The sequence below is a fragment of the Saccharothrix longispora genome (genome assembly GCF_030852425.1).
GTDB lineage: Bacteria > Actinomycetota > Actinomycetes > Mycobacteriales > Pseudonocardiaceae > Actinosynnema > Actinosynnema longispora.
The window spans coordinates 14,646-40,706 of the sequence record NZ_NSDM01000030.1 but is presented as its reverse complement, the minus strand read 5'-3'; the positions used below and the strand labels follow the sequence as shown (position 1 = coordinate 40,706).

Genomic DNA, 26,061 nt, shown 5'->3' with positions numbered 1-26,061 from the left:
TCCCGTGCCCGACCCGCGGCACCCGGACCCCCACCACAGGCTGCTCGCCCTCGCGGGCCTGGTGCCCGACAGCTGGCTCGTGATCGCCCGGGAAGCCCTCGCCGACCGCGACCACGGCCAACTGGAACGCCTCTTCGGCGCACTCGCCGACGTCGGCCGGGACCGGGTGGCGCACCGCTTCGAGCCGCCCGCCACCCCCTCCGCCCACGACCGCGCCGTGGTCCAGGCGGTCGCCTCGCACCAGGCGGCGGCCTGCTGGCGGGCGATGCGCGCCGGCACCGATCCGGTCTACCTCGTGCAGGCGCGGCCGGGCGTGGACCTGGCCGCGATCACCGGCGCGGTGCAGCGCGTGCTGACCGCGAGGGGGGAGCGGTCGCCGCGCGTAGAGGTGTTCGGCCCCACCACCGCGCTGCTCCGCTACCACGAGGACGCGTTGCTGGCCGCCACGCTGCTGTGGAGCGCGGAGCCCGCCGAACCGGTCCGGGTGGCCCGCGCCTTCGATGGGGCCTCGGCGACCGACGGCCCCTGGTTCAACCCCGTCCGCGAACTCGTGGTCGCCGCCGACGAGCGGCAGCGCCTGCTGGACTTCCTGGCGGGCGGCGAGGTCGTGCTGCCGGTGCCCGACACCCTGGACGACGTCCTGTCGCGGTCCCCCCGGCCGGTGCCGGTGGACCTGCGCTCGGACGGCCGGTGGGTGTGGTCCGAGGCGTCCCGCTACTACCTGGAGAGGTACATGCTGTCGCCCGACCCCGAGTTCGCCGACCACGCCGCGTCGCACGCGCCCCGCACGGCGCTGACCCACCTGGAGCGCTACCGGGTGCGCGCCGCGCTGACCCCCGCCGGTGAGGAGGGACCGCTGTGGCGAGCAGGGTGAGCGGTCTCCGCTCCGTGCTGAGCGTGTCGCCCACCGAGCCGGACTGCTTCCGCACCATCAGCGACGCCGTCGCGGCCGCGGGCGACGGCGACGTGATCGCCGTGCGCCCCGGCACGTACACCGAGGCCGTGGTGCTGGACCGGGACGTCACGCTGTCCGGCGCGGGTGCTGCGGGTGAGGTGCGCATCGAGTCCGCCGAGAACCCGGCGCTGCGGTTGAGCGCCGAGCGCGCCACCATCTCCGGCATCGTGCTCGCGCACACCGGGGGTGAGGCCGCCCTCGACCTGACCGGCGGCACGCTGTATGCGGAGGAGTGCGTCGTGTCGGCGAACTCGCGAGTCGCGGTGGTGGTCCGTCGGGGCGCCGACCTGCGGGCGCGCGAGTGCCGCGTCGGCAACGGCGGCGGCGCGGGCGTGCTGGTGTTCGACGGCGGCCAGGCCGAGCTGCGCGACTGCGCCCTTGAGTCGATCTCCACCATCGCCGTCGTCGTCCGCGCGCGCGGCACCGCCAGGCTGGTCGGCTGCACCATCGCCGACGCGCAGGGCGCGGTCCTCGCCGCGGACGGCGCGGGCGGCGACCTGGAGGACTGCCGCCTCCAGCGCATCGGCGGCAACGCGATCGTCCTGGAGGCCGACAGCACCCTCGCCCTCACCGGCACCAGCGTGTTCGATGTGGACGGCGTGGCGGTCCTCGTCGGCGCCGGGTCGCAGCCCGTGCTGCGCGACTGCCGGATCGAGCGCACCGCCGCGCAGGCCGTCGTGGTGGTCCAGGGCGCGTCCGTCGTGCTGGAGCGCGTCGTCGTGGAGTCCGCCTCGGGGCACGCGGTGCACGTGGTGGAGGGCTCGTCCGCGGAGCTGACCGACTGCACCTTCCGCGACACCGGGCACGACGCGGTGCTGGTCGGCGGTGCGGGGCGGGCCACGCTCACCCGCTGCGCCGTCGAGTCCGGTGCGGGCATGGGTGTGATCGCCGAGGACAACGCCGAGGTCACCCTGCTCGACGGGCACGTGACGGGTGTCGAGAGGTCGGGCCTGGTGGCCCGCCGCGGCGCCCGGCTCGCCGTGGCCGGCGGCTCGGTGCGCGAGTGCGAGACTGGCGCGGTCTGGGAGGACGGCGCCACCGGGGAGCTGCGCGACGCCGAGGTGGTGGACAACCGGGGCGACGGCGTGGTCGTGACGACCACCCAGCCCGTGGAGGTGCGCGGCTGCCGCGTCGAGCGCAACCGGGGCCGGGACCTGGTGGGCGTCGCCGACCGGGGTGCCGGGCCCGAGCCGGTCGACGCGCGCGGTCGGGCGGACGCGACCGGCCCGGCCGGACAGGACCGGTCCGACCGGCAGGGCCCCCACGACCACGACCGGCGCGGCCGGCAGGACGAGAGGGGGCGGGCCGTGCCCGCGGCACCGGGGGACGACCTGGACGCCCTGCTCGCGGAGCTGGACTCCCTGGTGGGGCTGGCGGGCGTCAAGCGCGAGGTGGAGACCCTGGTGCGGTTGCACCAGATGGCCGAGCGCCGCGCCGCCGCCGGGCTGCCGTCGCCGCCCCTGGGCAGGCACCTGGTCTTCGCCGGCGCCCCCGGCACCGGCAAGACCACGGTCGCCCGCCTCTACGGGCGCATCCTGGCCGCGCTGGGCGTGCTGCGCGTCGGCCAGCTGGTCGAGGTCGCGCGGGCCGACCTGGTCGCGTCCGTCATCGGCGGCACCGCCCTGAAGACCGCCCAGCGGTTCGAGGCGGCGCTCGGCGGCGTGCTGTTCATCGACGAGGCGTACACGCTGGCCGCGCAGAGCGGCGGCAGTGGGCCCGACTTCGGGCGCGAGGCGATCGACACCCTGGTGAAGCTGATGGAGGACCACCGCGACGACGTCGTGGTGATCGTCGCCGGCTACACCAACGACATGCGCTCGTTCCTGGCGGCCAACCCCGGCCTGTCGTCCCGGTTCTCCCGGACCATCGAGTTCACCGACTACTCGTCGGCCGAGATGGTCACCATCGTCGAGGGCATGTGCACCGGCCACGACTACCGGCTGGAGTTCGAGACCAGGGCGGCGCTGCACACCTATTTCACCAACCTGCCGCGCGACGCGTCCTTCGGCAACGGCCGCACCGCGCGCAAGGTGTTCGAGGAGATGATCGGCCGCCAGGCGTACCGGCTGGCGGAGGACGACTCGGTGGGGCCCGTGGCGCTGACCCGGTTGCTGCCCGACGACCTCGGGCCGCTGCCCGGCTCCGCCGTCGGCGCGGGCGCGGGGCGCGTGGACGAGGAGCGCGTGGAGGAGCTGCTCGGGAAGCTGCGCGGGCTGGTCGGCCTCGACGACGTCAAGCGCGAGGTCGCCGGCATGGTCGACCTGCTCGCCTCGGCCCGGCAGCGGCAGGCGGCGGGCCTGCCCGTGCCCTCCCTGAGCCGGCACCTGATCTTCGCCGGGCCGCCCGGCACCGGCAAGACCACGGTCGCGCGCCTCTACGGCTCGCTGCTCACCGCGCTCGGCGCCCTGGCCCAGGGCCAGGTGACCGAGGTCAGCCGGGCGGACCTGGTCGGTGAGTACGTCGGGCACACCGCCCGGCGCACGACGGAGGCGTTCGACCGGGCGCGCGGCGGCGTGCTGTTCATCGACGAGGCGTACACCCTGTCCGTGCCGCAGGGCGGCGGGCACGACTTCGGCCGCGAGGCGATCGACACGCTGGTGAAGCTGATGGAGGACCACCGGGACGAGGTCGTGGTGATCGCCGCGGGCTACGAGCGAGAGATGGAGGGCTTCCTGGCCGCCAACCCCGGTCTGTCGTCGCGCTTCTCGCACCGCGTCCGGTTCGCCAACTACACCCCCGACGAGCTGGTCACCATCATGACCCAGCACGCCCACGCGTCGGGCTACGAGTGCAGCGGCGCGACGGTGGCCGCGCTGCGCGCCCACTTCGCCGCCGCGCCGCGCGGCGAGTCGTTCGGCAACGGCCGCTACGCGCGGCAGGTCCTCGACGAGGCGGTGACCCGGCACGCCCGCCGGATGCGCGGGCTGGTCGCGCCCACGATCAACGACCTGTGCCTGCTGCTGCCGGAGGACATCCCGAGCCCCGCCGGGTCCGCGCCGGGGCGGGGGTGATCAGTGGAGCCGGTCGCACGGCGTCACGTCGGGATCGGAGGCGGCGCCGTCCACCCAGCGGATGCGCTCGAAGGTCGCCTCGAAGGTCCCCGCCGTCACGATCAGGAACGGGGTGCTGACGTTGGTGGGGTCCAGCCCCGCGGCCGTGAAGCAGGAGACCGGGACCTTGACGGTCTGCTTCTCCCCGCTCTTCAGACCGCGGAACACCGACGTGGTCTCCAGCTCGGCCCCGCACGGGTACACGCAGTGGGCGGCCAGCGCCGTGCGGTCGCTCGGCGGTCGGTGCACGACCACGTCCACCACCAGCGCGCTGTTCGCCGCGACGTGCGCCTTGAGGTCGCTGCCGCCACCGGTGCTGTGCTGGAGGTAGAACTGGCCCGGTCCCGCGCCGCTCCAGGTCACCCGCACGCCATCGGGTCCGCCGGGCGCCGCCGAGACCGCCCGGTAGTCGGCCTTGCCGTCGTCGCCGATCGGGGTGCCCGCCCAGCCGTCCTCCGCGGTGCCGAGCATGCTCCGGTACGGGCTGACGTCGCGGCCGTCGAACAGCTCGACCGCGGGCCCGGACGCGCTCCCCGTGCTCGCCCGGGAGGTCGACGCGGCACCGGGCGGTGACACCGGGTCGGGGGTGCCGGCCGCCACCGGGGTCCCGCCCCGCCCTTCGTCGCCCGGCACGAGGGTCACCGCGGTGGCGACGGCGAGCGCCGCGGCGGCGGCCGCGGCCGGCAGAAGCCACCTCGGGCGCCTGCGGGCGGCGGGCGCGACCTCCGCGGGCGCCGGTGCGGCGGACGTCGTCCGCGGGACCTCCACCGCGTTGCGCGCGATCGCCGCCGCACCGAGTGCCACGGTGAACTTGGGGTGCAGGCTCACCCGCACGGGTTTGCCGAAGGCGGCGGAGACCATCTGCGGCACCAGGGGGATGCGGGACGAGCCGCCCGCCAGCAGCACGCCCGCCAGGTCGTCCGGCCGCAGGCCCGCCGAGAAGATCGTGCGGTGCAGCGCTTCCGTCGTGAGCGCCACCGACGGCCGGATCATGTCGTTGAACTGCACCCGCGTCACGACGACCTCGCGCACCCCGCCGGGCAGCGGCAGGCGCAGGGTCACGTCGGGCTCCAGGGACAGGTCCTCCTTGGCCCGCACGCAGAGGGCGCGGATCGCGGTCAACGCGGTCGCCGCTTCCGGGTCGGCCGGGTCCAGGGCGCCGATCGCCCCGTCCACGCGCGCGTCGACGTGCGCCAGCAACGCCTCGTCGAAGTCGATGCCGCCGAGGCGCTCGATGCCCTCGGGGGTTCCCAGGATCTCCATCCCCCCGGGCCGGGCGCGCAGGATCGTGGCGTCGAACGTGCCGCCGCCTAGGTCGTAGACGGCCACCAGTTCGCCGTCCGCGAGCCTGCGCTCCACCGAGTAGTGCATGGCGGCGGCCTCGGGCTCGGTGACGATCCGCACGTCGGGCAGCCCCGCCAGGCGCGGCACCTCGTCGAAGTGCTCGCGGCGGTACGGCCCCCAGACGGCGGGGCACGTCAGCACCACGCTCCGCGGCGCGGCTCCCTCCATCGCGGTAACCAGCGTCACCACGTCGCGCAGCTGCGCGGCCAGCAGGGCCTCCGGTGAGTAGGCGACGCCGCCGATCACCAGCGGCGTCGGGTCGCCGAGCCGGCGCTTGTGGCTGCGTGACACCCGACCGGGCTCACCGGCGCCCGCGATCTCCGCGGTGGTGCCGGTCAGCAGGCCGCCGTCGCGGAGCGCGAAGGCCACCGACGGGACCACGACGTCGGGACCGAGGGGAACCATGCGGGTTCCCGTCGTCCCGGAAACGGCGGCGGCGGTGAACGTCGTGCCGAGGTCTACACCGAGGCCGTACCCCAATTCGAACACTCCCCTCGAGAACGTCGTGGTCATGGCGCTATGTAAGCACCGGATCGGAGTAGGGATATCCCTACTGCCCCTTGGGGAGGGCCACCTTGCACCATCGATCCGGGAGTACGACGCTGGAGCCGTGATGGGCTTGGTACGAGGGATCCTGGCACGGGCGGGCGGTCTGCCCGCCAGGTTGCGCTCCCCCGGACCGGGGTCCGCCGCGCTGCGGCGCGACTTGGAGCGCACCCTCCACAACGGACCCGCGCTGCGGGTCTCCGCCCTGGCGCTGGAGTTGAGTCTGATCTCTGGAACCGTGACAGACCCGCGGGTGCGGGAATTGGTGGATGCGGCGCAGGGGCGGGTGCGCCTCATCGTCGACGACCTCCGCGACGTCGGCCAGGTGCTCTACCCGCCCGTTCTCGCGGGTGCGGGCCTCGTGCCCGCCCTGCGCGAGACCGCGGACCGCTGCGGGCTGGCGCTGGACCTCGACGTCCCGCCGTCCGGTCTGACCGGACCGTCCGCCTCGCGGGTGTGCCTGCTGCTCGTGGACCACCTGCGGTCGTTGCGCCCCGGCACGTCGGTCGTCGTGCGCATCCGGGGAGGGCTCCGGCTCGTGGGCGTCCACCTCCGCGAGGACCGCCCGGGGCACGCCTCGCGGCACAGGTGGGCGGTGGTCCGGTGCGCGTAGCCATCGCCGAGGACGGGGCCCTCTTCCGCGAGGGGCTGGTGCTGCTGCTGGAGGCCGCGGGGCACGAGGTCGCCGGCTGCTTCCCGGACGGGGACAAGCTGCTGGCGATGGTGGCGACGGAACCCGTCGACGTGGCGGTCCTCGACATCCGGATGCCCCCCGAACCCGACGGCGGCCTGGTCACCGCCGGCCGCATCCGCGACCTGCGGCCCGACGTCGGGCTGCTGCTGCTGTCCCACTACGCCGAGACGCACTACCTGATGCGCATCCTGGAGATCGGGACCGAGCGGATCGGCTACCGGCTCAAGGAGAGGATCGCGGGTGTGCAGGTGCTCGACGACACGCTGGCGCGGATCTCCTCGGGGGAGATCGTGATCGAACCGGCGTTGGCCAAGCGGCTGGTGCAGGCCCCCGCCGGCCGGGAGGGCGGCGCGCTGTCCACGTTGTCCGAGCGCGAGCAGGACGTGCTGCGGTTGATGGCGGAGGGGCGCACCAACAACGCCATCGCCGGGGAGCTGTTCGTGTCGGCGAAGGCCGTGGAGAAGCACATCGCGTCCATCTTCACCAAGCTCGACCTGACCGGCGACCCCTCGGTGCACCACCGCAGGGTGCTCGCCGTGCTCGCCTACCTGCGGGCGCGCCGGACCGAGGCGTAGCCGGCGTGGCGCGGCGCGGCGGTGGACGCGCTCCGCACCTGGTGGCGGCGTGCACCCCCGCGGCCCTCGTGGTCCCGGCCCTGGTGCGCAACCTGGCGGAGCTGACCGACGCGGACGTGGTGTACTGCCAGCCGACGCCGCGAGGGCTCGCCGTGGCGACGTCGTGGCCCCGGCGCGAGCCAGGGCACGTGCTCGCCGCCGACCTCGCCGGGTTGGCGGCGCTGCCCGACGTGGCGGCGGAACCCGTGGCCGGCGGCGGTGGCCTCCTGGTCGCCGCACCGGGGCGGGGCCACGAGCGCGACCGGCAAGCCCTGCGCGAGACCGCCGTGTGGGTGGGGGTCGCGATCCGCCTGGAGGGGCTGCGCGCCGCCCGCGACCGGGCCGCGGTACGCGCGGCGCGGTTGGACGCGGAGCTGGCGTCGGCGCGGGAGCGGCTGGCGGAGGTCCGCGACCTGGAGCGGCGCAGGCTGGTCGGCGCGATCACGGCCCTGGCCGGGCGCGACTTCGCCGACGTGCGCGAACGGGTGGAGCGCCTGGGCGACGCCTTCACCACCCGGGCGGTCGAGGAGCTGAAGGACGGGCTCGACGGACTGCTCGACACCTTCCGCACCGCGGTGCGCGGCGTGCACCCGGCGATGCTGCCCGACCGGGGTCCGCGCGCGGCGCTGGAGGAGCTCGTCGCCGTCCTGCGCCGCCCCGTGCGCTTCGGCGGCGACCTCGGCCGGAGGGTCGGCTGGGAGGTCGAGTCGGGCTTCTACCACGCCGCCGCCGCGGTGCTGAACCTCGTGGCGGCGGAGAACGCGACCACGCCGGTGGCGGTCGACTTCGCGCGCGCCCACGGCGAGCTGGCGGTCGACGTGACCGCGCCGGGGTGGACCGCCCCGGTCGAGCGGTTGAGGGCCGACCTCGCCGACGACGCGGCCCGCCTGGCCGTCCTGGGCGGCAGGCTGGCGTGCACCGCGTCGGAAGGCTCCGCGCACGTGTCGATCCGACTGCCCGAGCGGATCGGCCCGGCCCCGGCCGACGGGGCGGAGGACGGACCCGCCCACCGGTTGCGCGTGCAGGTGCACGACCTCGTCGAGCTGGGGTGGTGGGCGGCCTCGCCCGGCGACCGGGACCGGTGGGCGGCCGTCGCCGACGACCTGGGGCGGGCACCGCGGCTCGCCGTGGTCGGGCCGGGCCGGAGGGCCGTCGTGGGCGCGCTGCTCGGGGGCGACGCGGTCGACGCGGGCGGGCCCGTGTGGTACGCGTACGGGCAGGACGCCGTCGAGCCGCGGCGCGGCGCGGAGGACCGGGTGGTCGTGCGCCGGCGGGCGGAGGTGCTGCGAGGGCTGACCGTGCTGGACGTGCCCGGTGCGGCCGAGCAGGCCGTGGCGAGGCTCCTGGCGGCCGATCCGGGGACCGGCGCCCCCACCGCTGACGCGGTGCTGTGCCTCGCCCCGCCCACCGCGGGGTTCCGGGCGGAGCTGCGGCTGGGGCGCCACCGCGTCGACGTGATCGAGCCCGGTGCGGTGCTGCGGCCGGCGCTCGCCCTGGTCGCGTCGACGCTGACCGACGAGCGGTACCGAGCCCTGCGCGCCGGTGCGCCGGAGGTGGGCCGGCTGACGGGCGACGAACTGCGCGTGGCCGTCGCGGCCGCGCGCGACGCCGACTCGACCGAGGACCTGGCCCGGGTCCTCGCCCGGGAGAGCGGGCTGGTCGAGTTGCGGCGGCTCCTCGCGGCGCGGCTCCTCGTCCGGGCAGACCTGATCGCCGCGCGCCGGGGGTTGGTGTCCGCGACGGAGGCGGTCCGGGCGCTGCCCGGCGGCCACCCGATGCGGTGGGAGGTCGAGCGGGTCCGCGCCGCCGCGCACGAGGTCGTCGAACTCGACCTGCTGGACGAGGTGGAGCGCTCGGCAATCGTGCCACCGGACCTGCGGGACCGGGTGCTGCGGCTGCTGGGCGCGCACGGTCCCGCCGCCCACACCAGGTTGGACCTGCCGCCCGGGGCGGACGCGCAGTGGCTGGGGTCGGCCGCGCGGGCCGAGGCCGAGTGGTGGCGGGCCCGGGGCGGGCACCCCGCCACGAGTTCACGGGTGCGCGAGGTGTGCGAAGTGCTGGTGCGCAGCTGCGAGGGACTGGTATGGGACGGTCCGCCCGGTGCACCCGGTGCACCCGGTGCGGTCTGACGTGGGCGCGGCGTCGCGGGTCGGTCGTAGGGGTCCGTGCCGCAGGCTCAGCGGGGGACGGACCCGATGACCGAGGTGCCCTTCCCCGGCGCCGAGGCGATCCGCACCGTGCCACCCACCGCGGCCATCCGCGAGGTCAGGTGGTGCAGACCGGCGTCCGGAGGCAGCTCACCGAAGCCCGGGCCGCCGTCCCGCACCTCGAACCCCAACCCGGCCCCGGTCTCGCGCAGCGACACCCGGATCGGCGCGCCGGGGGCGTGCTTGCGGGCGTTGCTGACCGCCTCCAGGCACACGAAGAACACCGCGGACTCGGCGGGGCCCGGGTACCGCCGCAGCGCTGGGTCGACGTCGAGGCGCACGTCGTCGTGCCCGTCCAACTCCTCCGCCAGGGCCGGGGCCAGCCCTTTGGCGACCAGCGCCACCGGCAGGATGCCCGAGGCGGTCCTGACGACCAACTGCTCCGCCTCGTCCAGCCTGGCCGAGAACCGGGCCGGCAGTTCCCGCGCCTTCTCCTCGTCCCCGGTAGCGACGGCGTGCTCCATCAACGCGACCGACATGCGCAGGGCGACCAGGTGGTGCTGCGCGCCGTCGTGCAGGTCCCGCTCGGCCGCCCGGCGCTCGCGGTCCATCTCGGCCGCCGCCCGCCATCGGCCGTCGGCCAGCTCGCGCACCGCGGCGTCGCCCGCGCGTCGCAGCCGGTCGGCGTCGGCGGCCAGGCGCGCCTCGGCGAACAACGGCCCGACGGCCGCGGCCACACCGGGCAGCGGACCCATCGACCCGGGGCTCACCGCCAGCGCGCCCTGCACCTCGCCGCCGTGCTGAACGGCGGTCCCCCACCAGGTCGTCCCCGCCACGCCCCAGGTGAGACGTCGCCCGTCCACGGTCAGCGCGCAGGCCCGCGCGCCGACCGACCGCCCGATCACCTCGGCGAGGCCGCGCAGGTCGGGAGAGCGGTCGCCACAGGACGCGAGGTGGTCCACGATCCCCTTCACCCCGCGGTCGTCGCGGTCCCGGCGGCGCACACCACGACGGTACCGCGACGACGGGGACACCGCCTCGGAGTGTGCCGGGGCAGAGCCTGCTATCCGTACGGGCATGATCCGCCACTCGGGCCGCCGGTCGGCCGTGCGGCGTGGTGCCGTGGTCGCAGGAGGTGGCTAATGGAGCCGATCGCGTTCGGGGACGCGGACGGGCCGCGGGACCTGCCCGTCGGCGGGGACGTCGGAGGCCGGGTGCGCGGACCGGACGACCCGGTGGCGTGGCCCGCCGCGCCGCTCTTCGGCGACCGCGGCCCCGGGACGGGCCCCCGCTTCGCGGGCGACCTCATGCTCACGCTGGCCCGGGAGGGCCGCCTCGTCATGGGCGAGGAGGCGGACGAGGTGATCGCGAGCCTCGAACGGACGTTGGAGCAGCTGCGCCTGCGAGAGCAGGGCCTGAAGGTGTGGGACGACCCGTCGCTGCGCTGGATCGGCGAGCGCTACCCCGCGGTCGGCCGGTTCGTCGTCGACTCGGCGTTCTCCGAGCAGGTCTCGCCCGGCCTGCTGGCCCAGGCACTGCGGGAGCTGCCCAAGTACGTCGAGGCGTTCCGGATCGCGCGGCGGGGCGGGCCGGCGGAGGACCGCTGACCCGCCCCTTCCCGGTCAGCGCGCCGGTCCGGCGGTCCCGCGCACGTGCGCCCGGTGGATGTCCTCCACGGCCTCGGACCACGACGCGACCAGCTCCGCCGGGTCGGGGACATTGCCGGGGGACAGCGCGGACAGCCGGATCTCGTCCCGGTAGCCGACCGCCAGGGCGAAGCAGGTGTGGCCGGGCGGGAGCCACGGAACCGCGGTGACGGTCGACACCGGCGCGCCCAGCAGAATCAGCGGCGCGTCCACGCGGATGCTCGACAGCGTCACCGAGACGCGGGTCGGGTCGGTGATCCTGCGCAGCACCCGGCCCGCCACCCGCTCGGGGGCGTTGTCCGCCAGGTCCCGCCACGCCCGGCGGTGGCGGTCGGTCCGATCGCGTCCCGCCGCCGCCACCACGGCGCGCAGCGCGTCCGCGGGCCGCGCGCCGGAGGGCAGGGCCACGCGCATCAGCCCGATCCGGTTGGCGAAGTCGTCGTCGGGCTCGCCGGGGCGGCGCGTGTCGACCGGCACGGCGACCTGCCTGGACGACCGCCCCGCCGCCACCGGGGACCACCGGTCCAGGGCGACGGCCAGCGCGGCCAGGTGGACCTGGTTCACCGTCGCGCCGGTGCTCCGCGAGACCTCCCTGAAGAGGCGGAGGGGCGCGGACCGCTGAGCCAGCAGCCGTTCCGGGCCGTCGCCGACCGGGGCGGGCGGCGAGGGCGCGAAGGTGCGGAGCAAATCGGGGGACAGCGAGAGCAGGCCTGCCCGCCCCCGCGTCCACGACCGCGACCGCTCGGCGGCGGGCGCGGGTGCGGGCCGGTCGCCGTCACCCAGCAGCGCCACGACCGTGCGCACCGCGGCCGCCGCGTCCTGCCTCGCGTGGTGCGCGAGGTAGTGCAGGTCCCACGAATCGGGGCCGGCGGGTGACAGCCACACGCCCCACGGCGGGCGCGCCGGATCCGGGGGCCCGGCCAGGACCGACCGCGCGGGCAGCGCCCCGCCGGCGCCGGGCAGCTCCCGCACGTGGTGCGCGACGTCGAAGTCGGGATCGTCCTCCCAGTGGACGCCGTCGTCGCGCACCAGGCGCTGCCTCAGCGGCGAGTCGCGGTCGACGCGCGCGGCCACCAGGTCCCGCACCGCCGTCAGCGCGGGACGGGGGCCGGTCACGCGGAACACCAGTCCCATGCGGAGGTCGGTCGGGTCGGGCGCGAACCCGTCGAGCCGGGCGAACGCGCCGGCCAGGAAGTCCGCGGGGCGGGGAGGGGCGTCACTGTTCACGGGAACCACCTGGGCAGGGGGCATCCGACGGGATGCGGGTCGGGTGGAGGGGGAGAGCCGGTCCCGCTCCGGAGCGGGACCGCGCTGCGCGACGCCCCGACGGTAACCGTCCACAGGGGATCGGAGAAGGTGTCGAACTCCACTGTTCCCGGGAGCACTTGACCGACCGCCCTTCCGGGGAACACGTCGCCGACCGCCCCCAGGGTTCACCGGTCGGGGGAAATCGCCGGGGGCCGGTCCTCGGGTGCAGGACCCGGACGGCTTTGGTGCAGCGGGACCCCGTGGGCGTTGTCGCCACCCCCCGCCCTCGGGAGCATGGCCGTGTCGGACGGACGGTTCGACATCGGCGTCGTGCTCATGACGGGCACGGCCGGGACGGCCTCGGCGGCGACCGCCGCCTTCAAGCTGTGCAACTACGGCTCCGACTACAGCGTGTCGGCGCACTTCCCCGACCGGGGCGGTTTCTCGACGTACGCGGTGCACCCGGGCGGCGGCTGCACCGAGACCACCGTCTCCACGGGCGAGCGGTTCCACCTCCAGTACCACAGCGGCACCTGGTACCGCGGCACCGTGCTGGACCGGACGTTCGACTCGGGTCACACGCTGGTGCAGCTGGGCGCAGACCCAGTACGGCAAGCTCCCCTGCTGAGGCCGGGTTCCGCGCCCGCCACCCCGGTGGCGGGCCGTCCCGCCGCAATCCCACTACCGGTCCTCGGTGGACTCCACATCCGGGCGACGCCGGGGGAGACCGGGCACCGCGCGGAGACCGGGCGTCCGGAGTGGCCGGAGTTCGAGGACGCCACGTGGTTCATGCGGACGACGGCACCATCGTCCCTTGTCCGCGGACCGCTGACCCGCCGGTCACCGCACGCCGCGTTCGAGCGCCCGCGCCGCATCCTCCGCGCCGAGCTCCGCCGCGCGCCGGGCCAGCAGCACCAGGTTGTCCCGCTCCAGGGTCGACCAGTCGAGCGCTTCCGCGGGACCGGCGAACGGCACGGCGTCCGCGTCGTCGCCCGTCGGCGCCCGCCCGTCGACCAGGGAGCGCGCCACCCGCACCGCGCGCGCGTACCAGGCCACCAGGCGCAGCTCCGCCTGCCGCGGGACGTCGTCGGTGAACGCGCCCTCGGCGTGCAGCGCCGAGTAGCACCGCGACCACCCCTCCAGCCGGTAGCGGCCCCGAGGGCCCCAGTCCGCGAGGTACCCGTCCGCCAGCGCGTCGAGCGCCCGCCGGGTCCGGAGGACCTCCCACCCCGCCAGCGCGGCCGCGGCCGGCGCCGTGAGCGTCGTGCAGGGCTGGGCGCTCAGCAGCGCGAGCAGTTCCGCCGGGTCGGGGCCCAGGTCGCGCAGCGGGCGGGTGAGCGCCTTGATGAGCCCGCCGCCCGCGCGCACCGCGTCGAGCACGCGCAGGCCGTTCCGCCCGTCGCGGAGGCCGGAGAGGAAGTCGGGCAGACCACAGGGCCTCGCGGCGAGCACCCCCTCCGCCGCCAGCCGCAGGGCGAGCGGGTGCCCCGCGCACAGCCCGACCAGTTCGGTCACCGCGGCGCGCTCCGCGTCGTCCCGGGGTTCGCCGATCAGCGCGCCGATCAGTCCCAGGGCCTCGTCGTCGGGGAGGGGACCCAGCGACACCCGCAGCGCGCCGTCGCGGGCGGACAGGCCGCTCAGCCGCGAACCGCTGGTCACCAGGACCATCGAACCGGAGCCCGTCGGCAGCAGCGGCCGGATCTGACCGACGCCGCGCGCGTCGTCCAACACGAGCAGAACCTTCCGCCCCGCCAGCCGGCTGCGGTAGGCACCGACCAGCTCGTCCAGGTCGTCCGGCACGGGGTCCGGCCCGCCGCCGACGGCGTCCAACACCGCCAGGATCGCCTCCCGCGGGCCGAGACCCGCCGCGCTCCCGTCCATCGGCAGGAAGTGCGCGCCGTCGGGGAAGTGCCCGCGCACCCGGTGGGCGAGGCGCAGCGCGAAGGACGTCTTGCCCACCGCGGGCGGCCCGCCGACCACGCACACGGTGAGCCGCTCGTGCCCGGCCCGCGCGCACCGGTCCTCCAGGGTCCGCAACTCGGTCTCCCTGCCGGTGAACCCGGCGGGGGCATCGGGCAGCCGCGTCACGGCCGTCCGGTCCGTCGCGGGGACGCGCTCCGCGACGAGCAGTTCCGCGTGGGCACGCCGGAGCACCGGGTCCGGGTCGATCCCCAGCTCCGCGATGACCAGGTCGCGGGTGCGCCGGAAGTGCGCCGCCGCCTCACCCCGCCGTTCGCCCGCCGCCAGCGCCCGGACGCGCAACGCCGCCAGCCGCTGGTCCAGCGGGTGCTCGTCGCTCACCGGCGTGACCACGGCCAGCGCCTCCGCGCGCTCGCCCGAGGCCAGCAACGCCTCCGTGAACCGCTCCGCCGCCACGACCCGGAGCCGGTCGAGCCTCGTCCGCTCGGCCTCGGCGTAGGGCGCGTCCACGTCGGCCAGCGGCGTGCCGCGCCACAACGCGAACGCGGCCCGCCAGGTGTCCAGCGCCCGTGATCGCTCCCCGTCGCGCCCGGCCCGGTCGGCCTCGCCGAGCAGGCGCTGGAACCGCAGCGCGTCCACCGCGTCCTCGGGGACGTCCAGCAGGTACCCGGAGCCGACCGTCCGCAACAACCCCCGGGCGCCGTCGTCCGCGCCTGTCCCCAGCGCCCGGCGCAGCTCGGACACGTGGGTGTGCAGGTTGCCGACGACCGAGGTCGGTGCCCGCTCGCCCCACACCGCGTCCACCACGTCGTGCCTGGTGGTGGTGCTCCCGGCACGACAGGCGAGGTATCCCAGGACGGCTCGCCGCCTCGGCGGGCCCAGGGGGACCTCGCGCCCGTTCACGCGGAGCGCCAGCGGTCCGAGGAGCCCGATCAAGACCGGCATGGGTGGCATCATGGTGAACCGATCAGCGGTTGTCCAGGGGAGCGTGCCGCCGAACGGCCGGGGTCGGTGGGCCGAACGGCGGTCCGGGATTGCGGGGGTCACAGCATGAGCGGGGGTTCCACTCCGGTGATCCTGCTGCTCGGGGCGGTGCGCGTGGCGCGCGACGGCGAGGTGGTCGCCGTCGGTCGTCCCCGGCAGCGCGCCGTGCTGGCGGTGCTCGCGGCCAGGGTCGGCCGGACCGTCTCCAGCGACGAGCTGATCCGCTCGGTGTGGGGGCCGGACGCGCCGCGCAGCGCGCTGGGGAACCTGCACACCTACGTGTCGGCGCTCCGCAAGGTCCTCGAACCCGGCGGTGCGGCGGACGCGTCGGCCGTCCTGCTCGGTGACCAGCGGGGTTACCGGCTGCGCCTGCCCGAGGACAACGTCGACGCGGTGGTGTTCGAGCGGCTCGTCACCCGGGCACGCGAGGCGGAGGGCCGCGGCGACGCCGAGGGCTGCCTCGCCGACCTGCGCCGCGCCGCCGGCCTGTGGGGCGGCACGCCGCTGGCCGGGGTCAGCGGCCCCCACGCCGACGTCGAGCGCGACCGGTTGACCGCGTCGTGGACCGCGGCGCGGCGGGCGGGGGTGCGGGCGCTGGTGGCGCGCGGGCGGGACCGGGAGGCCGTGGTCGAGTGCACCGCCCTGGTGCGCGAGAACCCCTTGGACGAAGGTCTCGTCGAACTGCTCTGCCAGGCGCTGCACGCCTGCGGGCTGATCGCGGAGGCGCTGGAGGAGCTGGCCGCGCTGCGCCGGCGGCTGCGCGAGGAGTTGGGGGTGGCGCCCGGACCCGCGATCGGGGAACTGCAACGGGTGCTGCTGTGCGCCGACGGGGCCGACGCTGGCGCGGCGGAGCCGACCGCCCCTCCGGCACCGGTGCCGCCCGCGCGGCGTTCCCCGGCGCACCTGCCGCACCGGGACTGGGGGTTCACCGGGAGGCGGGCCGAGCTCGCCCGGCTGCGCGCCGCCGCCTCGCCCGGCGCGACGATCCTGCTGACCGGGCTGACCGGGGTCGGCAAGAGCGCCCTGGCGCTGGAGTTCGCGCACGAGGTCGCACCCCGCCACCCCGACGGGCAGATCCGCGTCGACCTCGGCGGGCACCTGCCCGACCGACCGCCGGCGACCGCCTCGGACGTCTTCGACCGCCTGCTGCGCCACCTGGGCGTGCCCCGGGACGAGCTGCCCGCCGGGGTCGGGGACAAGGCCCGGGTGCTGGACGCGGCGCTGTCCGGGCGCAGGGTGTTCGTGCTGCTGGACAACGCGTCGAGCCCGGCGCAGGTCCGCGAGTTGCTGGGGGTGCGGGCGGGCGCGGGTCTGGTGCTGGTCACCGGCCCGTTCCCGGAGCCCGGCCCGTTCCCGGAGCCCGGCCCGGGTGGCCCGCACCGCGTGCACCTGCGGGAGCTGGACGAGGAGGACTCGGTGGCGCTGCTGACCGGTGGCCGCGGCGGACCGCTCGACGTCCGGCTCCGCGCCGCGGCGGCGGAGGTCGCCCGGTCGTGCGGGTACCTGCCCGCCGCGCTGCGGCTGGCACTGGCCCACCTCACCCGCGACGCGGACCGCCCACCGGGCGAGGCGGAGCTGCGGGACCTGGCCGAGGACCTGGCCGACGAGGCCCGCAGGCTCGACGTGCTTTCCTTCGACGAGCCCGCCGGCCTGCGGGAGCGCCTCGCGCGCGTCCTCTCCGGTCTCTCCGACGACGCCGCCACCCTGCTCCGTTTGCTGCTGGAGGGCGGCGGCCGCGTCGTGGGCGAGGGCGGCGCGGCGGCGGACGAACTGGTGGCGTTCTCCTTGGCGCACCGGGGCGGAGGGGACGTGCTCGCCGTCACCGCTCCCGTGCGGGCCCTGTGCGCGGGGGTGTCGCGGTGAACCGGGAGGCAGCCTCGATCCCGCGCATCACCCTGCTGGGACAGGTGTCCGTCAACGGCGGCGACGGCGCCCGGCCGGCGGGGCCCCCGCTGCAACGCGCGCTGCTGGCGGTGCTCGCGCTGCGCGCGGGTGAGGTCGTCCGCAGCGACGAGCTGCCCGGTCTGCTCTGGGGCGGGAACCCGCCCCGCAGCGCCGCCGGGAGCCTCCAGACCTACGTCTCCGCGCTGCGCGGCCTGCTCGAACCGGGCCGCGCGCGGGGGAGCGCGCCCGGTGTCCTGGTCACCGTCCGGGGCGGCTACCGGCTCGACCTGCCGCTCGACGCGGTGGATGCGCACCTGGCAGAGGCGCTGGCGCGCGGGGCGGCCGACCTGCTCGCCGGGCAGCGGCCCGAGGAGGCCGTGCGGGCCTTGGGCGCGGCACTCGCCTGCTGGACCGGTGAACCGCTGGCGGACCTGCCCGGCCCGTTCGCCCGCGAGCAGCGGGAACGCCTCACCGAGCGCCGCCTCGCCCTGCTGGAGGACTGGGCTGACGCGGCGCTCGGCCTCGGCCGGACCCGGCGTGTCGCCGACGTCCTGCGCCCCGCCGCCGTGGACCACCCGACGCGGCGGGGCCTGGTTGCGCGGGCGGTGGCCGCGCTCGTCGCGTGCGGTGCGCGCGACGAGGCCGTCGAGCTGCACGACGACGTGGTCCACGTACTGGCCGAGAGGTTCGGACTCGAACCGGACGCCGAACTCCTCGCCCTGCGCCCCGGACCGGGCGGCGCGTCCGCCGGCCGCCCTCCGGCGCCGGTGCCGGCGCAGTTGCCGCACGACGTCCCGGTGTTCACGGGCCGGCGTCGGGAGATCGACCTGGTGCGGGCGGCGGCGCGTCCCTCGGAGCGCGGCTCGCGGCTCGCGCTGATGCACGGCGCGGGCGGCTCCGGCAAGACCGGTCTCGCCGTGCGGTTGGGCACGGCGGTGGCCGACGCCTTCCCCGACGGCGTGCTGTTCGTCAACCTGCGGGGGTTCGGGCCCGAGAAGCAGCCGATGACTGCCGTGGACGCGCTGGGCGTGCTGCTGCGCGCCCTCGGGGTGCGCCACGACGAGGTGCCCCGGCACCCGGAGGAGCTGGAGGCGGCCTTCCGCGACGCCACCGCGGGCAAGCGGGTGTTGCTGGTGCTGGACAACGCGGCCTCGGCCGACCAGGTGAGACCGCTGCTCCCCGGCGACGACGGTTGCTTCACCGTGGTCACCAGTCGCCGGTACCTCGGCGGCCTGGTCGCGGTCGACGGGGCGCTGGCCGTGCACGTCGGACCGCTCGCCGAGGACGAGGCCCTGGACCTCCTGGCGGACATCGTGGGCCGCGAGCGCCGCGACGCCGAACCCGATGCCGCCCGCGCCCTGGTCCGGGCCTGCGGGGGCCTGCCGCTGACCGTGCGCATCGCCGCCGAGCGCGCGGCCACGCGGCCGATGCAGTCCCTCGCCGAGCTGGTCGAGGAGCTGGCGGTGGTGGAGGAGCGGCTGGACCTGCTGGAGGTCGACGACGAGGCGTCGGCGACCCGCACGGTGATCTCCTGGTCCTACCTGGCGCTCGAACCGGAGATCGCGCGCGTCTTCCGACTGCTGGGCGGCTTCCCCGGAACGGACTTCAGGGCTCCGGCCGCGGCGGCGCTGGCGGGCGTCCCGCGATCGGCTGCCGATCACGCCCTGCGCGTGCTGGTCGACTGCAACCTGCTCGAGCGCCTGCCCGGCGGTCGCCACCAGTTCCACGACCTCGTGCGCCTCTACGCCGCCGAACTGTTCGCCACCGAGGAATCGGCCGACCGGCGTCGGGCGGCGCGGCGGCGGCTGTTCGACTGGTACCTGCACGGGGCGGTGGCGGCCGACCGGCACATCCTCGTCGGCCGGGTCCCACTGGCCGAACTGACGCCCCCCGGCCCCGACGTGACGCCGCCGTCGTTCGACACGCTCGCCGAGGCCACCGGGTGGTGCGACGAGGAGCTGGTCAATTGCGTGCGGGTGGTGTCGGCGGCGGCTTCCACCGGGTTCGACCGCCATGCCTGGATGACGGCGCACCACCTGGTGGGGTTCTACCACCTGCGCGGCCACTGGTCGGAGTGGATCGCGACGATGAACACCGCGATCGAGTCCTGCCGCCGGATCGGGGACAAGTCCTTCGAGTGGGTCTGCCGCTACAACGTGGCCGGCGCCTACTACCAACTGGGGCGCTACCAGGAGGTCCTGGACATCTGCGAGCAGGGCGACTGGGACGCGGTCACCTCGTCGGCGCGGCTGCCGCTCCGGCTGAACGTCGTCAACGCCATGGGCATGGCGTTGCTCGCCCTGGGGCGCCCGGTCGAGGCCGTGGAGGTGCTGGAGCCCGCAGTGGACGACCCTGTCATGTCGACCGTCCCGACGTACGACAACCTGCTGGCGAACCTCGGTGATGCCTACGCCGCCCTCGGCCGGTACCCCGACGCCATGGCCCACTACCTCGGTGTCCTGGACCGATTGGTCCGAATAGGTGATGTGGAGCGGCAGAACGGCACCCTCCTGGGCATCGCCGAACTGCACCTGGCGGCGGGGCAGCACGCCGAGGCCGCCGACTACTTCACCCGGGCCATCGACTTGGCGGTGGAGGTCGGCAACCGGCACGTGCAGGGCTCGGCGCTGCTGGGCCTGGGGGGCCTGCACGCCACCGCGCACCGGTTCGCCGAGGCCGCCGAGTGCTTCACCAGGGTCGTCGACCTGGCGGTGGAGGTCGGCAACCGGCACGTGCAGGGCTCGGCGCTGCTGGGCCTGGGGAGCCTCCAGGCCACCGCGCACCGGTTCGCCGAGGCGCGGGTCTCGTTCGAGGCCGCGCTGGAGGCGTTCGAGGAGATCGGCAGCCTCCGGGCGCGGGAAGCCCGGGACGCGCTCGCCGGGTTGACTGGAGCCGATCCGCACGGGTGATCAGATGATGCCCGCGCGCGCGGCGTAGGCGACCGCGTGCGCGCGGTTCCTCAGGTTGAGCTTGCCGGTCACGGACGCGACGATGTTCTTCACGGTGCGCGCGGAGTAGCAGAGCTCCCGTGCGATCTCGACGGTGTTCCGGCCGTCGGCCACCAGCCGCAGCACGTCGATCTCGCGTTCGCTGAGCCGCGCGGGCGCCGCGCCGTGCGCGGTCAGCACCTCGCGCTGCAACCGCTCGACGTGCTTGAGCACCTTGCCGACCAGGGAGGGCGGCAGCACGCCGCCACCCCCCGCGGCGGCGGACACGGCGCGCGCGAGCTGTTCGCCGGTGGCGGTCGCCGTGGGCAGCACGGCCACCACCCGGCACTCGATGGCGACCAGCAGCTCGGCGTCGTCCAGCTGGTCGGCGACGAGCACCACGGGCGTGTCGGACTCCTCCGCCCCGCTCCGCAGCCGCGCCACCACGTCGTAGCTCAGCCGATCCGCCGCCATGACCAGCACCTGGGCGTCACCCGACTCCGCGTCGGGCACCACGAGGACACCGGGGTGACCGCCGAGCGACTTGACGAGGCCGATGTGGGTGATCCTGTCGAACGCCTTGACGGCCACTCGAACGCGTGCCACCGGTTCCCTCCCAACTCGTGTTCCGGCTCCGAGTCTGCGGTCGGGGGCTCCACGAACTCTTCACGCCGTGGAGGTGGCCGTGGAGGATGCGGTCGCGGCCGGTCGACGGGTGGGGTGCGGTGCCCGCCCCGCTTCTGCGGGGTCCGCCGGCCTTCGGGGTAGAAGCCCGTTCCCCAAGGGGCCACGCCCCGGCGCGATCTTGCTCTCACGTGCTCCGTTATGTGGAATACGCGAGTCCGCCGCGTGGCACCCCGGCCGGACTGTCCCGTTCCGCGACGCGTGCGCCGCGCCCGCGGAACCGCTCACCCTGGGAGGCGGTAGTGCGGAAGGTGAAGGTGGCCGTCCGAGCCGAGGACCCGTTGAGCCTGGCGGGGCTGATCGGGCAGTTGGAGACCTGGCCGGAGTTCGAGTTGCCGCCCGGCAACCGGTGGGACCGCGCCGAGGTGATGGTCGTCGCGGTGACCGCGCTGACCCGCGAGGTGGTCGACGGGTTGTGCCGGGCCCAGGCGACCGCGCTCCCGGTGGTGATGGTCGTCGCGGACCTGGACGGGGCGGACCCGCAGACCGCGGTCGAGTGCGGAGTCGTGGCACTCCTGCCGAGGAGCGCGGTCACCACCGAGCTGCTGGTGGACGCCGTGCGGTCGGCGGTGGACACCCGCGGCACCCCGTCGGCGAACGACGTGGAGGCGGCGCTGTGGAGGTTCGAGCGGTTGCACCGGGAACTGGCCCTCCCGGACGGCGGGTTCCCCCGGGACCGGCTGAACCCGCGCGAGGAGCGGGTCATGCGGATGCTGGCCGACGGGTTGGACACCACCGAGATCGCCGAGCAGTTGGCGTACTCCGAGCGCACGGTGAAGAACATCGTCCACGGCGTCACCACCCGCTTCGGCCTGCGCAACCGGCCGCATGCCATCGCGTACGCCGTGCGCGCGGGCCTCATCTGACCCGACGGGCACCACCCGTGCGGCCGAACCCGGTCGCACCGACCGCCGTCGCGGTTCCGCGTTCCCATCGCATTCCCAGAGCTGATAGCTCATTCACCCGCGCACGAACCGGATCGGAGAACCATGGCCGCCATCTGGTTCGACTACGACCCGCCCCCGCGCTTCCGGTGCGAGCGGTGCGACAAGTACCACGTGATCGAGTCCGACATGGAAGGACAGGTGGTCGGTGCCGTGCGGAACGGTGGACCCGTCTGTCCGGGCATTCCTCGCGGTGAGGCACGAGAAGTTCACGAACAATAGGTTTCGGTAATCCTCGTCAGGTGGTCCTGGCTGCGGCGCGGTGGCCGGGCGCATCCGTGTGACCGGATGTGTTCATGCAGGTGGATGTACTGATGATGACCTCCTCTTCGGGTGGTCGGCACCGCGGGAAGAACGTGGTGCGGAGACCTTTCTAAGGGCTCTCGACCGTGTTACCGTCCTCTCGGCATCACCGCTCGAATTTCCTTCTCACCTACTCCGCTTCTCCTTGTGTGATCATTCGCCCCTTTGTCGATATCGAAGCGCATTCGATCCGGAATCGCGCCGATGTTGTCGCGAAGGAATGCCCGCACTGTCGGTCCCGGCCGTCGACACCCCGACATCCGCCGAACCCCTCCCCACCGACCTGGTGGAGCGGGCGGCGCGCCCCCTCGTAGCCGCCCGGTCCAGGGCCGGCGACCGTCGAACAACCCGGTTCGGCACCGGCGCGGTGGCACCGGGTCGCTCGAACGACATCCACCGCACACCACAGGGTCGTCACTTCGTCGAGTAAGGAACAAACTCATGGGCTCAACCGGGTTGGCGCGGTCCGGATCCTCGGACCACCTCGCGCCGAAAGTCGTGCGACTGCCGTCGTTGACTGGTCTGCGGTTCGTCGCGGCGCTGCTGGTGTTCTTCTTCCACGTCACGGTGATGATGCCCTCGCCGATCGCGCCGCACGGGATGATGTCCCCGTTCGGCGATCCCGGCACCGCGCAGGGTCTGTCGTGGCTGTTCGGCAAAGCCGGGTACGTCGGCGTCTCCTTCTTCTTCATCCTCAGCGGTTTCGTACTGACCTGGTCGGCCCGCGACGGTGAGGCGGTGGGGCCGTTCTGGCGCCGGCGGGCGCTGAAGATCTTCCCCAACCACGTGGTCATGTGGGTCGCGACGCTGCTGGTGTTCGCCGCGGCGATCACGCCGTGGGTTGCCTACCTGCCGAATTTGCTGCTGGTGCACGCGTTCTTCCCGCAGGTCGAGATCCACCGCAGCATCAACGTGCCGGCGTGGACGCTGTCCTGCGAGCTGTTGTTCTACCTGCTGTTCCCGATGTTGCTGCGCGGCGTCAAGCGCATCGCCGACCGTCGCCTGTGGACCTGGGCCGGTCTCATGGTCGCGGGCATGGTCGCCCTCCAGCTCGTGACCCAGTACGTCGTCCCGGGCGCCCGGTCAGCTGGCGCGCCGCTCTCGGACCTTCAGTTCTGGTTTGGCTACGTCTTCCCGCCCTCGCGCCTGTTCGAGTTCGTGCTGGGCATGGTGCTGGCGCGGATCGTGGCGACCGGTCGGTGGCCCTCGATCGGCATCTTGCCCGCGGCGCTGCTGACCGTCGCCGGGTACGTCGCCGCGCTGCACGCGCCGGTGGTGTGGGGCTTCAACGTCGCCACCGCCATCCCGCTGGGCGCCCTGATCTGCGCCGCCGCCACGGCCGACGTCAAGGGCACCCGCAGCGCCCTGCGCGGTCGGACCGTGCAGTGGCTCGGTGACGTCTCCTTCGGCTTCTACCTCTGCCAAGGCGTCGTGGTCATCTACGGCGGCTGGCTGCTGCGCGGCACACATGACAATCTCACCGCCGGCCTGGTCGTGCTCGTCCTGTTCGCCGCCACGCTGGCCGTGGGCGCGCTGCTGTTCCACCTCGTCGAACGGCCGATCACGCGCAAGTTCGGCTACGCCGAGCACGTGCCGATTCCCCGGCGGCCGTAGAGCCCGTGGGGTGTCACAGTCGGCCACATCGTCTGACCTGCGGTTAGTACTGCAACGGCACTTGCTTGTTTGGTAGTGAATCATGTCGGTCGTGGTGGTCGATGTTGCTGTGGCGGGATTGGATCGGGTGCACGCTCGGATCGGTGGTCGTTTCTCCAGGTCGGAGTCCCGGTCGCGGGCGCGGGAGTATCTGCTCGGGTTGACCGCCGGGTTGGAGCGTAAGAACGGTTGGACGCTGGCCGAGCGGGCCGGGGAGGTGTCGCCGGACGGGATGCAGCGGTTGTTGCGGCGGGCGGACTGGGACGTCGACGGCGTGCGGGACGACCTGCGCGGCTACGTCGTTGAGTACCTCGGCGCGAAGGACGGGGTGTTGATCGTGGACGACACCGGGTTCCTGAAGAAGGGCACCCGCTCGGCCGGGGTGCAGCGGCAGTACTCGGGCACCGCCGGACGCACGGAGAACTGCCAGGTCGGGGTGTTTTTGGCCTACGCATCCGACCGCGGTCACGCGTTGATCGACCGGGAGCTGTATCTGCCGGAGTCCTGGACCGCGGACCGGGAGCGGTGTCGGGCGGCCGACGTGCCCGACGAGGTCGGGTTCGCCACCAAGCCGCGTCAGGCGATGGCGATGATCGAACGGGCGTTGGCCGCCGGGGTTCCGTTCGGGTGGGTGACCGCGGACGAGGCCTATGGGCAGGCCAAGTACCCGCGGTTCTGGCTGGAGCAGCACGACATCGCGCACGTGGTGGCGACCAGGGTCAACGACACGCTGGTCACCACCGACTTCCGCCAGGTCCGCGCCGACGACCTCGTCGCCGGGCTGCCGGCGCGGGCCTGGCGGCGGTTGTCGGTGGGCGCCGGGGCGCACGGCCCGCGCGAGTACGACTGGGCCAGGGTGCCGTTGCGCATCCTGTGGGAACCGGGCCGCGGACACTGGCTGCTCGCCCGCCGATCGATCACCGACCCGACCGACATCGCCTACTACGTCTGCTACGGACCACGTCGGTCGACCCTGCTGGACCTGGCCTGGATCGCCGGAACCCGCTGGCGCATCGAGGAATGCTTCCAACAGGCCAAGAACGAGGCCGGACTCGACCACTACCAGGTCCGCTCCTGGCGGGCCTGGTATGCTCACATCACCCTGTCCATGCTCGCCCACGCCTGGCTCGCCGTCACGCGATCCCTTGTGGCAAAAGGGGAAGCGGCGCCAGCCACGCAGGCATGATCGGCTTCACGTTACCCGAGATCCGACGCCTGCTGATCAACCTGGTCCTACGACCCACCACCAGCGCCGAGCACGTCTGGTCCTGGTCGTGTTGGCGCCGACGACGCCAACACCAAGCCCGCCTCAGCCACTACAAACGACGCGGCTACCCACTCACATAAGTGCCGTTGCAGTACTAGGTGCAGTAGACGTAGAAGTCGAGCTGGTACGGATCGCTGAACACCACGTCGAAGCACCTGGGGTTGGTCGCCTCTACGAGGTACCAACCCCACTTCGTGCCCTCGATCGTCACGCTGCCGATCAAGCGATTCGATTCGTCGTAAGCGCTGAAGGTGAAGTCGGAGTTGTCGCCGTAACAGGGGGCGCCGGCGTCGTTCTGCTCGATGTACTGATACCTGTTCGGATTCGGCGGAACTCGGTCGCCCGGGTTGTACGCGCCCACGAAGACGTTCAGGTTCGACCCTTCGACTCCACCGTTGTACATGCAGTGGACGCCGCTCAGCCGGATCTTGACCCGGGAGTCGCTCACGTTCTGGAGGCTGGCATAACCTCCCAAGCCCATGATCCGGGCCTGGTCGGAGCCGTCGGCGTGGGCGACCGCCGAGCCGGTTGCCACCAGGGCGAACGCGACGAGCGCGATGACGATCTTCCTGATCAAGTGCATGGGAGTGCTCCTGCTCGTAGTCACTGGGGTGAACCGGTCAGCCGCATCGCAGGCCGACCGTCCATCAGACAACGAGACCGCAGGTGCACTGTCAATTGAGCATTGTCGGATCTCACCGAATTGAGTGATGAGCACCGGGGAGATCACCGGAAGAAATGGACCGGGAGTGATGTGGTCCGCGTCTGCCACTCGCAGAGCGGGTGACGGGCGCCACGGAGGTCGAGTCCGTGACGCGCGCTCGTCGTGCCGACGCCGGGTGAGGTCCCCGACCACCGGCAGGTCACACGCCGCGCAGTGGCGGGTACGGCTGGTCCGGTTCGAGGGTCTGGTTCTGCTTGTTGAGGTCCCTGGCCTTCTGGAGCTGGTCCTCCAGGGTGACGATGCGGCACGCGGCGTCGAGGCCCGTGCCCTGGTCGACCGGTTCCCTGACCCGGGCGGCCAACCGGAGTTGGTGCCGGGAGTAGCGGCGGTGGCCGCCTGACGAGCGCTCCGGCTCGATCAGCTTCGCCTCGTCCAGGCTGCGCAGGAATCCCGGCGTGGTGCCGAGCATTTCCGCGCGGGCGAGCAGATGGTCGCGCAGCTTGGACAGCGACCAGGTCGAGAACGCCGTGATGCCCCACGAGGCGGGGGACGTCCGGGCGATCAGGCAGATTTGTCGCCGGTGTGCT

At 74.3% G+C, this 26,061-nt stretch carries 17 protein-coding genes and 1 pseudogene; 11 read left to right on the top strand and 7 right to left on the bottom strand.

Annotated elements, in window-relative coordinates; translation table 11 throughout:
- Positions 1–4 precede the first annotated feature (4 nt).
- Entirely contained in the window at positions 5–874 is an 870-nt protein-coding gene (locus tag CKY47_RS35670) for a hypothetical protein (protein ID WP_306750806.1), read from the top strand.
- Positions 859–3,966 (top strand): AAA family ATPase, encoded by a 3,108-nt coding sequence (locus CKY47_RS35665; protein ID WP_306750805.1) that lies wholly within the window; start codon positions 859–861, stop codon positions 3,964–3,966. The genes CKY47_RS35670 and CKY47_RS35665 overlap by 16 nt, the downstream gene beginning before the upstream one ends.
- Here the strand turns inward: CKY47_RS35665 and CKY47_RS35660 are convergent, their stop codons facing one another.
- Positions 3,967–5,862: an Hsp70 family protein gene (locus tag CKY47_RS35660; RefSeq protein ID WP_306750804.1), complete on the bottom strand. Its 1,896-nt coding sequence runs from the start codon at positions 5,860–5,862 to the stop codon at positions 3,967–3,969. It abuts the gene before it with no gap.
- A 100-nt stretch (positions 5,863–5,962) separates the two neighbouring features.
- Here CKY47_RS35660 and CKY47_RS35655 point away from each other — a divergent pair, with 100 nt between their 5' ends.
- Genes CKY47_RS35655 through CKY47_RS35645 form a run of 3 tightly spaced genes read left to right on the top strand, consistent with a single transcriptional unit; the run spans position 5,963 to position 9,332 of the window.
- Positions 5,963–6,508, top strand: a complete 546-nt coding sequence (locus CKY47_RS35655; protein WP_306750803.1) for a sensor histidine kinase — start codon at positions 5,963–5,965, stop codon at positions 6,506–6,508.
- Positions 6,499–7,164 carry a response regulator transcription factor gene (locus CKY47_RS35650; protein WP_306750802.1) on the top strand — a complete coding sequence of 222 codons (666 nt, stop codon included), beginning with the start codon at positions 6,499–6,501 and terminating at the stop codon, positions 7,162–7,164. Before CKY47_RS35655 ends, CKY47_RS35650 begins: the two co-directional genes overlap by 10 nt.
- Before the next feature lie 5 nt (positions 7,165–7,169).
- Entirely contained in the window at positions 7,170–9,332 is a 2,163-nt protein-coding gene (locus CKY47_RS35645; RefSeq protein WP_306750801.1) for a hypothetical protein, read from the top strand.
- 47 nt (positions 9,333–9,379) lie between these two features.
- Here the strand turns inward: CKY47_RS35645 and CKY47_RS35640 are convergent, their stop codons facing one another.
- Positions 9,380–10,354, bottom strand: a complete 975-nt coding sequence (locus CKY47_RS35640) for a sensor histidine kinase (protein ID WP_306750800.1) — start codon at positions 10,352–10,354, stop codon at positions 9,380–9,382.
- Between the two features lie 138 nt (positions 10,355–10,492).
- Here CKY47_RS35640 and CKY47_RS35635 point away from each other — a divergent pair, with 138 nt between their 5' ends.
- Positions 10,493–10,957: a hypothetical protein gene (locus tag CKY47_RS35635; RefSeq protein WP_306750799.1), complete on the top strand. Its 465-nt coding sequence runs from the start codon at positions 10,493–10,495 to the stop codon at positions 10,955–10,957.
- A gap of 15 nt (positions 10,958–10,972) precedes the next feature.
- On the opposite strand, the gene CKY47_RS35630 is transcribed toward CKY47_RS35635, so the two are convergent.
- The gene (locus CKY47_RS35630) at positions 10,973–12,223 is read right to left on the bottom strand and encodes a WS/DGAT domain-containing protein (protein ID WP_306750798.1); all 1,251 of its coding nucleotides are present in this window, start codon (positions 12,221–12,223) and stop codon (positions 10,973–10,975) included.
- An 861-nt stretch (positions 12,224–13,084) separates the two neighbouring features.
- Complete coding sequence (locus tag CKY47_RS35625) at positions 13,085–15,109, bottom strand: AfsR/SARP family transcriptional regulator (RefSeq protein WP_306750797.1); 2,025 nt, start codon at positions 15,107–15,109, stop codon at positions 13,085–13,087.
- A gap of 105 nt (positions 15,110–15,214) precedes the next feature.
- Between CKY47_RS35625 and CKY47_RS35620 the strand changes: the two genes are divergently transcribed.
- Positions 15,215–17,011, top strand: a complete 1,797-nt coding sequence (locus tag CKY47_RS35620; protein ID WP_306750796.1) for an AfsR/SARP family transcriptional regulator — start codon at positions 15,215–15,217, stop codon at positions 17,009–17,011.
- Entirely contained in the window at positions 17,008–19,941 is a 2,934-nt protein-coding gene (locus tag CKY47_RS35615; RefSeq protein ID WP_306750795.1) for an AfsR/SARP family transcriptional regulator, read from the top strand. The genes CKY47_RS35620 and CKY47_RS35615 overlap by 4 nt, the downstream gene beginning before the upstream one ends.
- On the opposite strand, the gene CKY47_RS35610 is transcribed toward CKY47_RS35615, so the two are convergent.
- A complete protein-coding gene (locus tag CKY47_RS35610) occupies positions 19,942–20,565 on the bottom strand; it encodes a helix-turn-helix transcriptional regulator (RefSeq protein ID WP_306750794.1) in 624 nt (207 codons plus the stop codon).
- A gap of 320 nt (positions 20,566–20,885) precedes the next feature.
- Here CKY47_RS35610 and CKY47_RS35605 point away from each other — a divergent pair, with 320 nt between their 5' ends.
- The 3 genes from CKY47_RS35605 (at position 20,886) to CKY47_RS35595 (ending at position 24,729) form a co-directional block, all read left to right on the top strand.
- Positions 20,886–21,509 (top strand): response regulator transcription factor, encoded by a 624-nt coding sequence (locus CKY47_RS35605; RefSeq protein ID WP_306750793.1) that lies wholly within the window; start codon positions 20,886–20,888, stop codon positions 21,507–21,509.
- A gap of 879 nt (positions 21,510–22,388) precedes the next feature.
- Complete coding sequence (locus tag CKY47_RS35600; RefSeq protein WP_306750792.1) at positions 22,389–23,504, top strand: acyltransferase family protein; 1,116 nt, start codon at positions 22,389–22,391, stop codon at positions 23,502–23,504.
- 91 nt (positions 23,505–23,595) lie between these two features.
- Complete coding sequence (locus CKY47_RS35595; protein WP_306750791.1) at positions 23,596–24,729, top strand: IS701 family transposase; 1,134 nt, start codon at positions 23,596–23,598, stop codon at positions 24,727–24,729.
- A 175-nt stretch (positions 24,730–24,904) separates the two neighbouring features.
- On the opposite strand, the gene CKY47_RS35590 is transcribed toward CKY47_RS35595, so the two are convergent.
- Complete coding sequence (locus tag CKY47_RS35590; RefSeq protein WP_306750790.1) at positions 24,905–25,393, bottom strand: hypothetical protein; 489 nt, start codon at positions 25,391–25,393, stop codon at positions 24,905–24,907.
- Between the two features lie 280 nt (positions 25,394–25,673).
- Positions 25,674–25,949, bottom strand: a pseudogene (locus CKY47_RS35585) (helix-turn-helix domain-containing protein); the annotation flags it as partial.
- Positions 25,950–26,061: the final 112 nt, after the last annotated feature.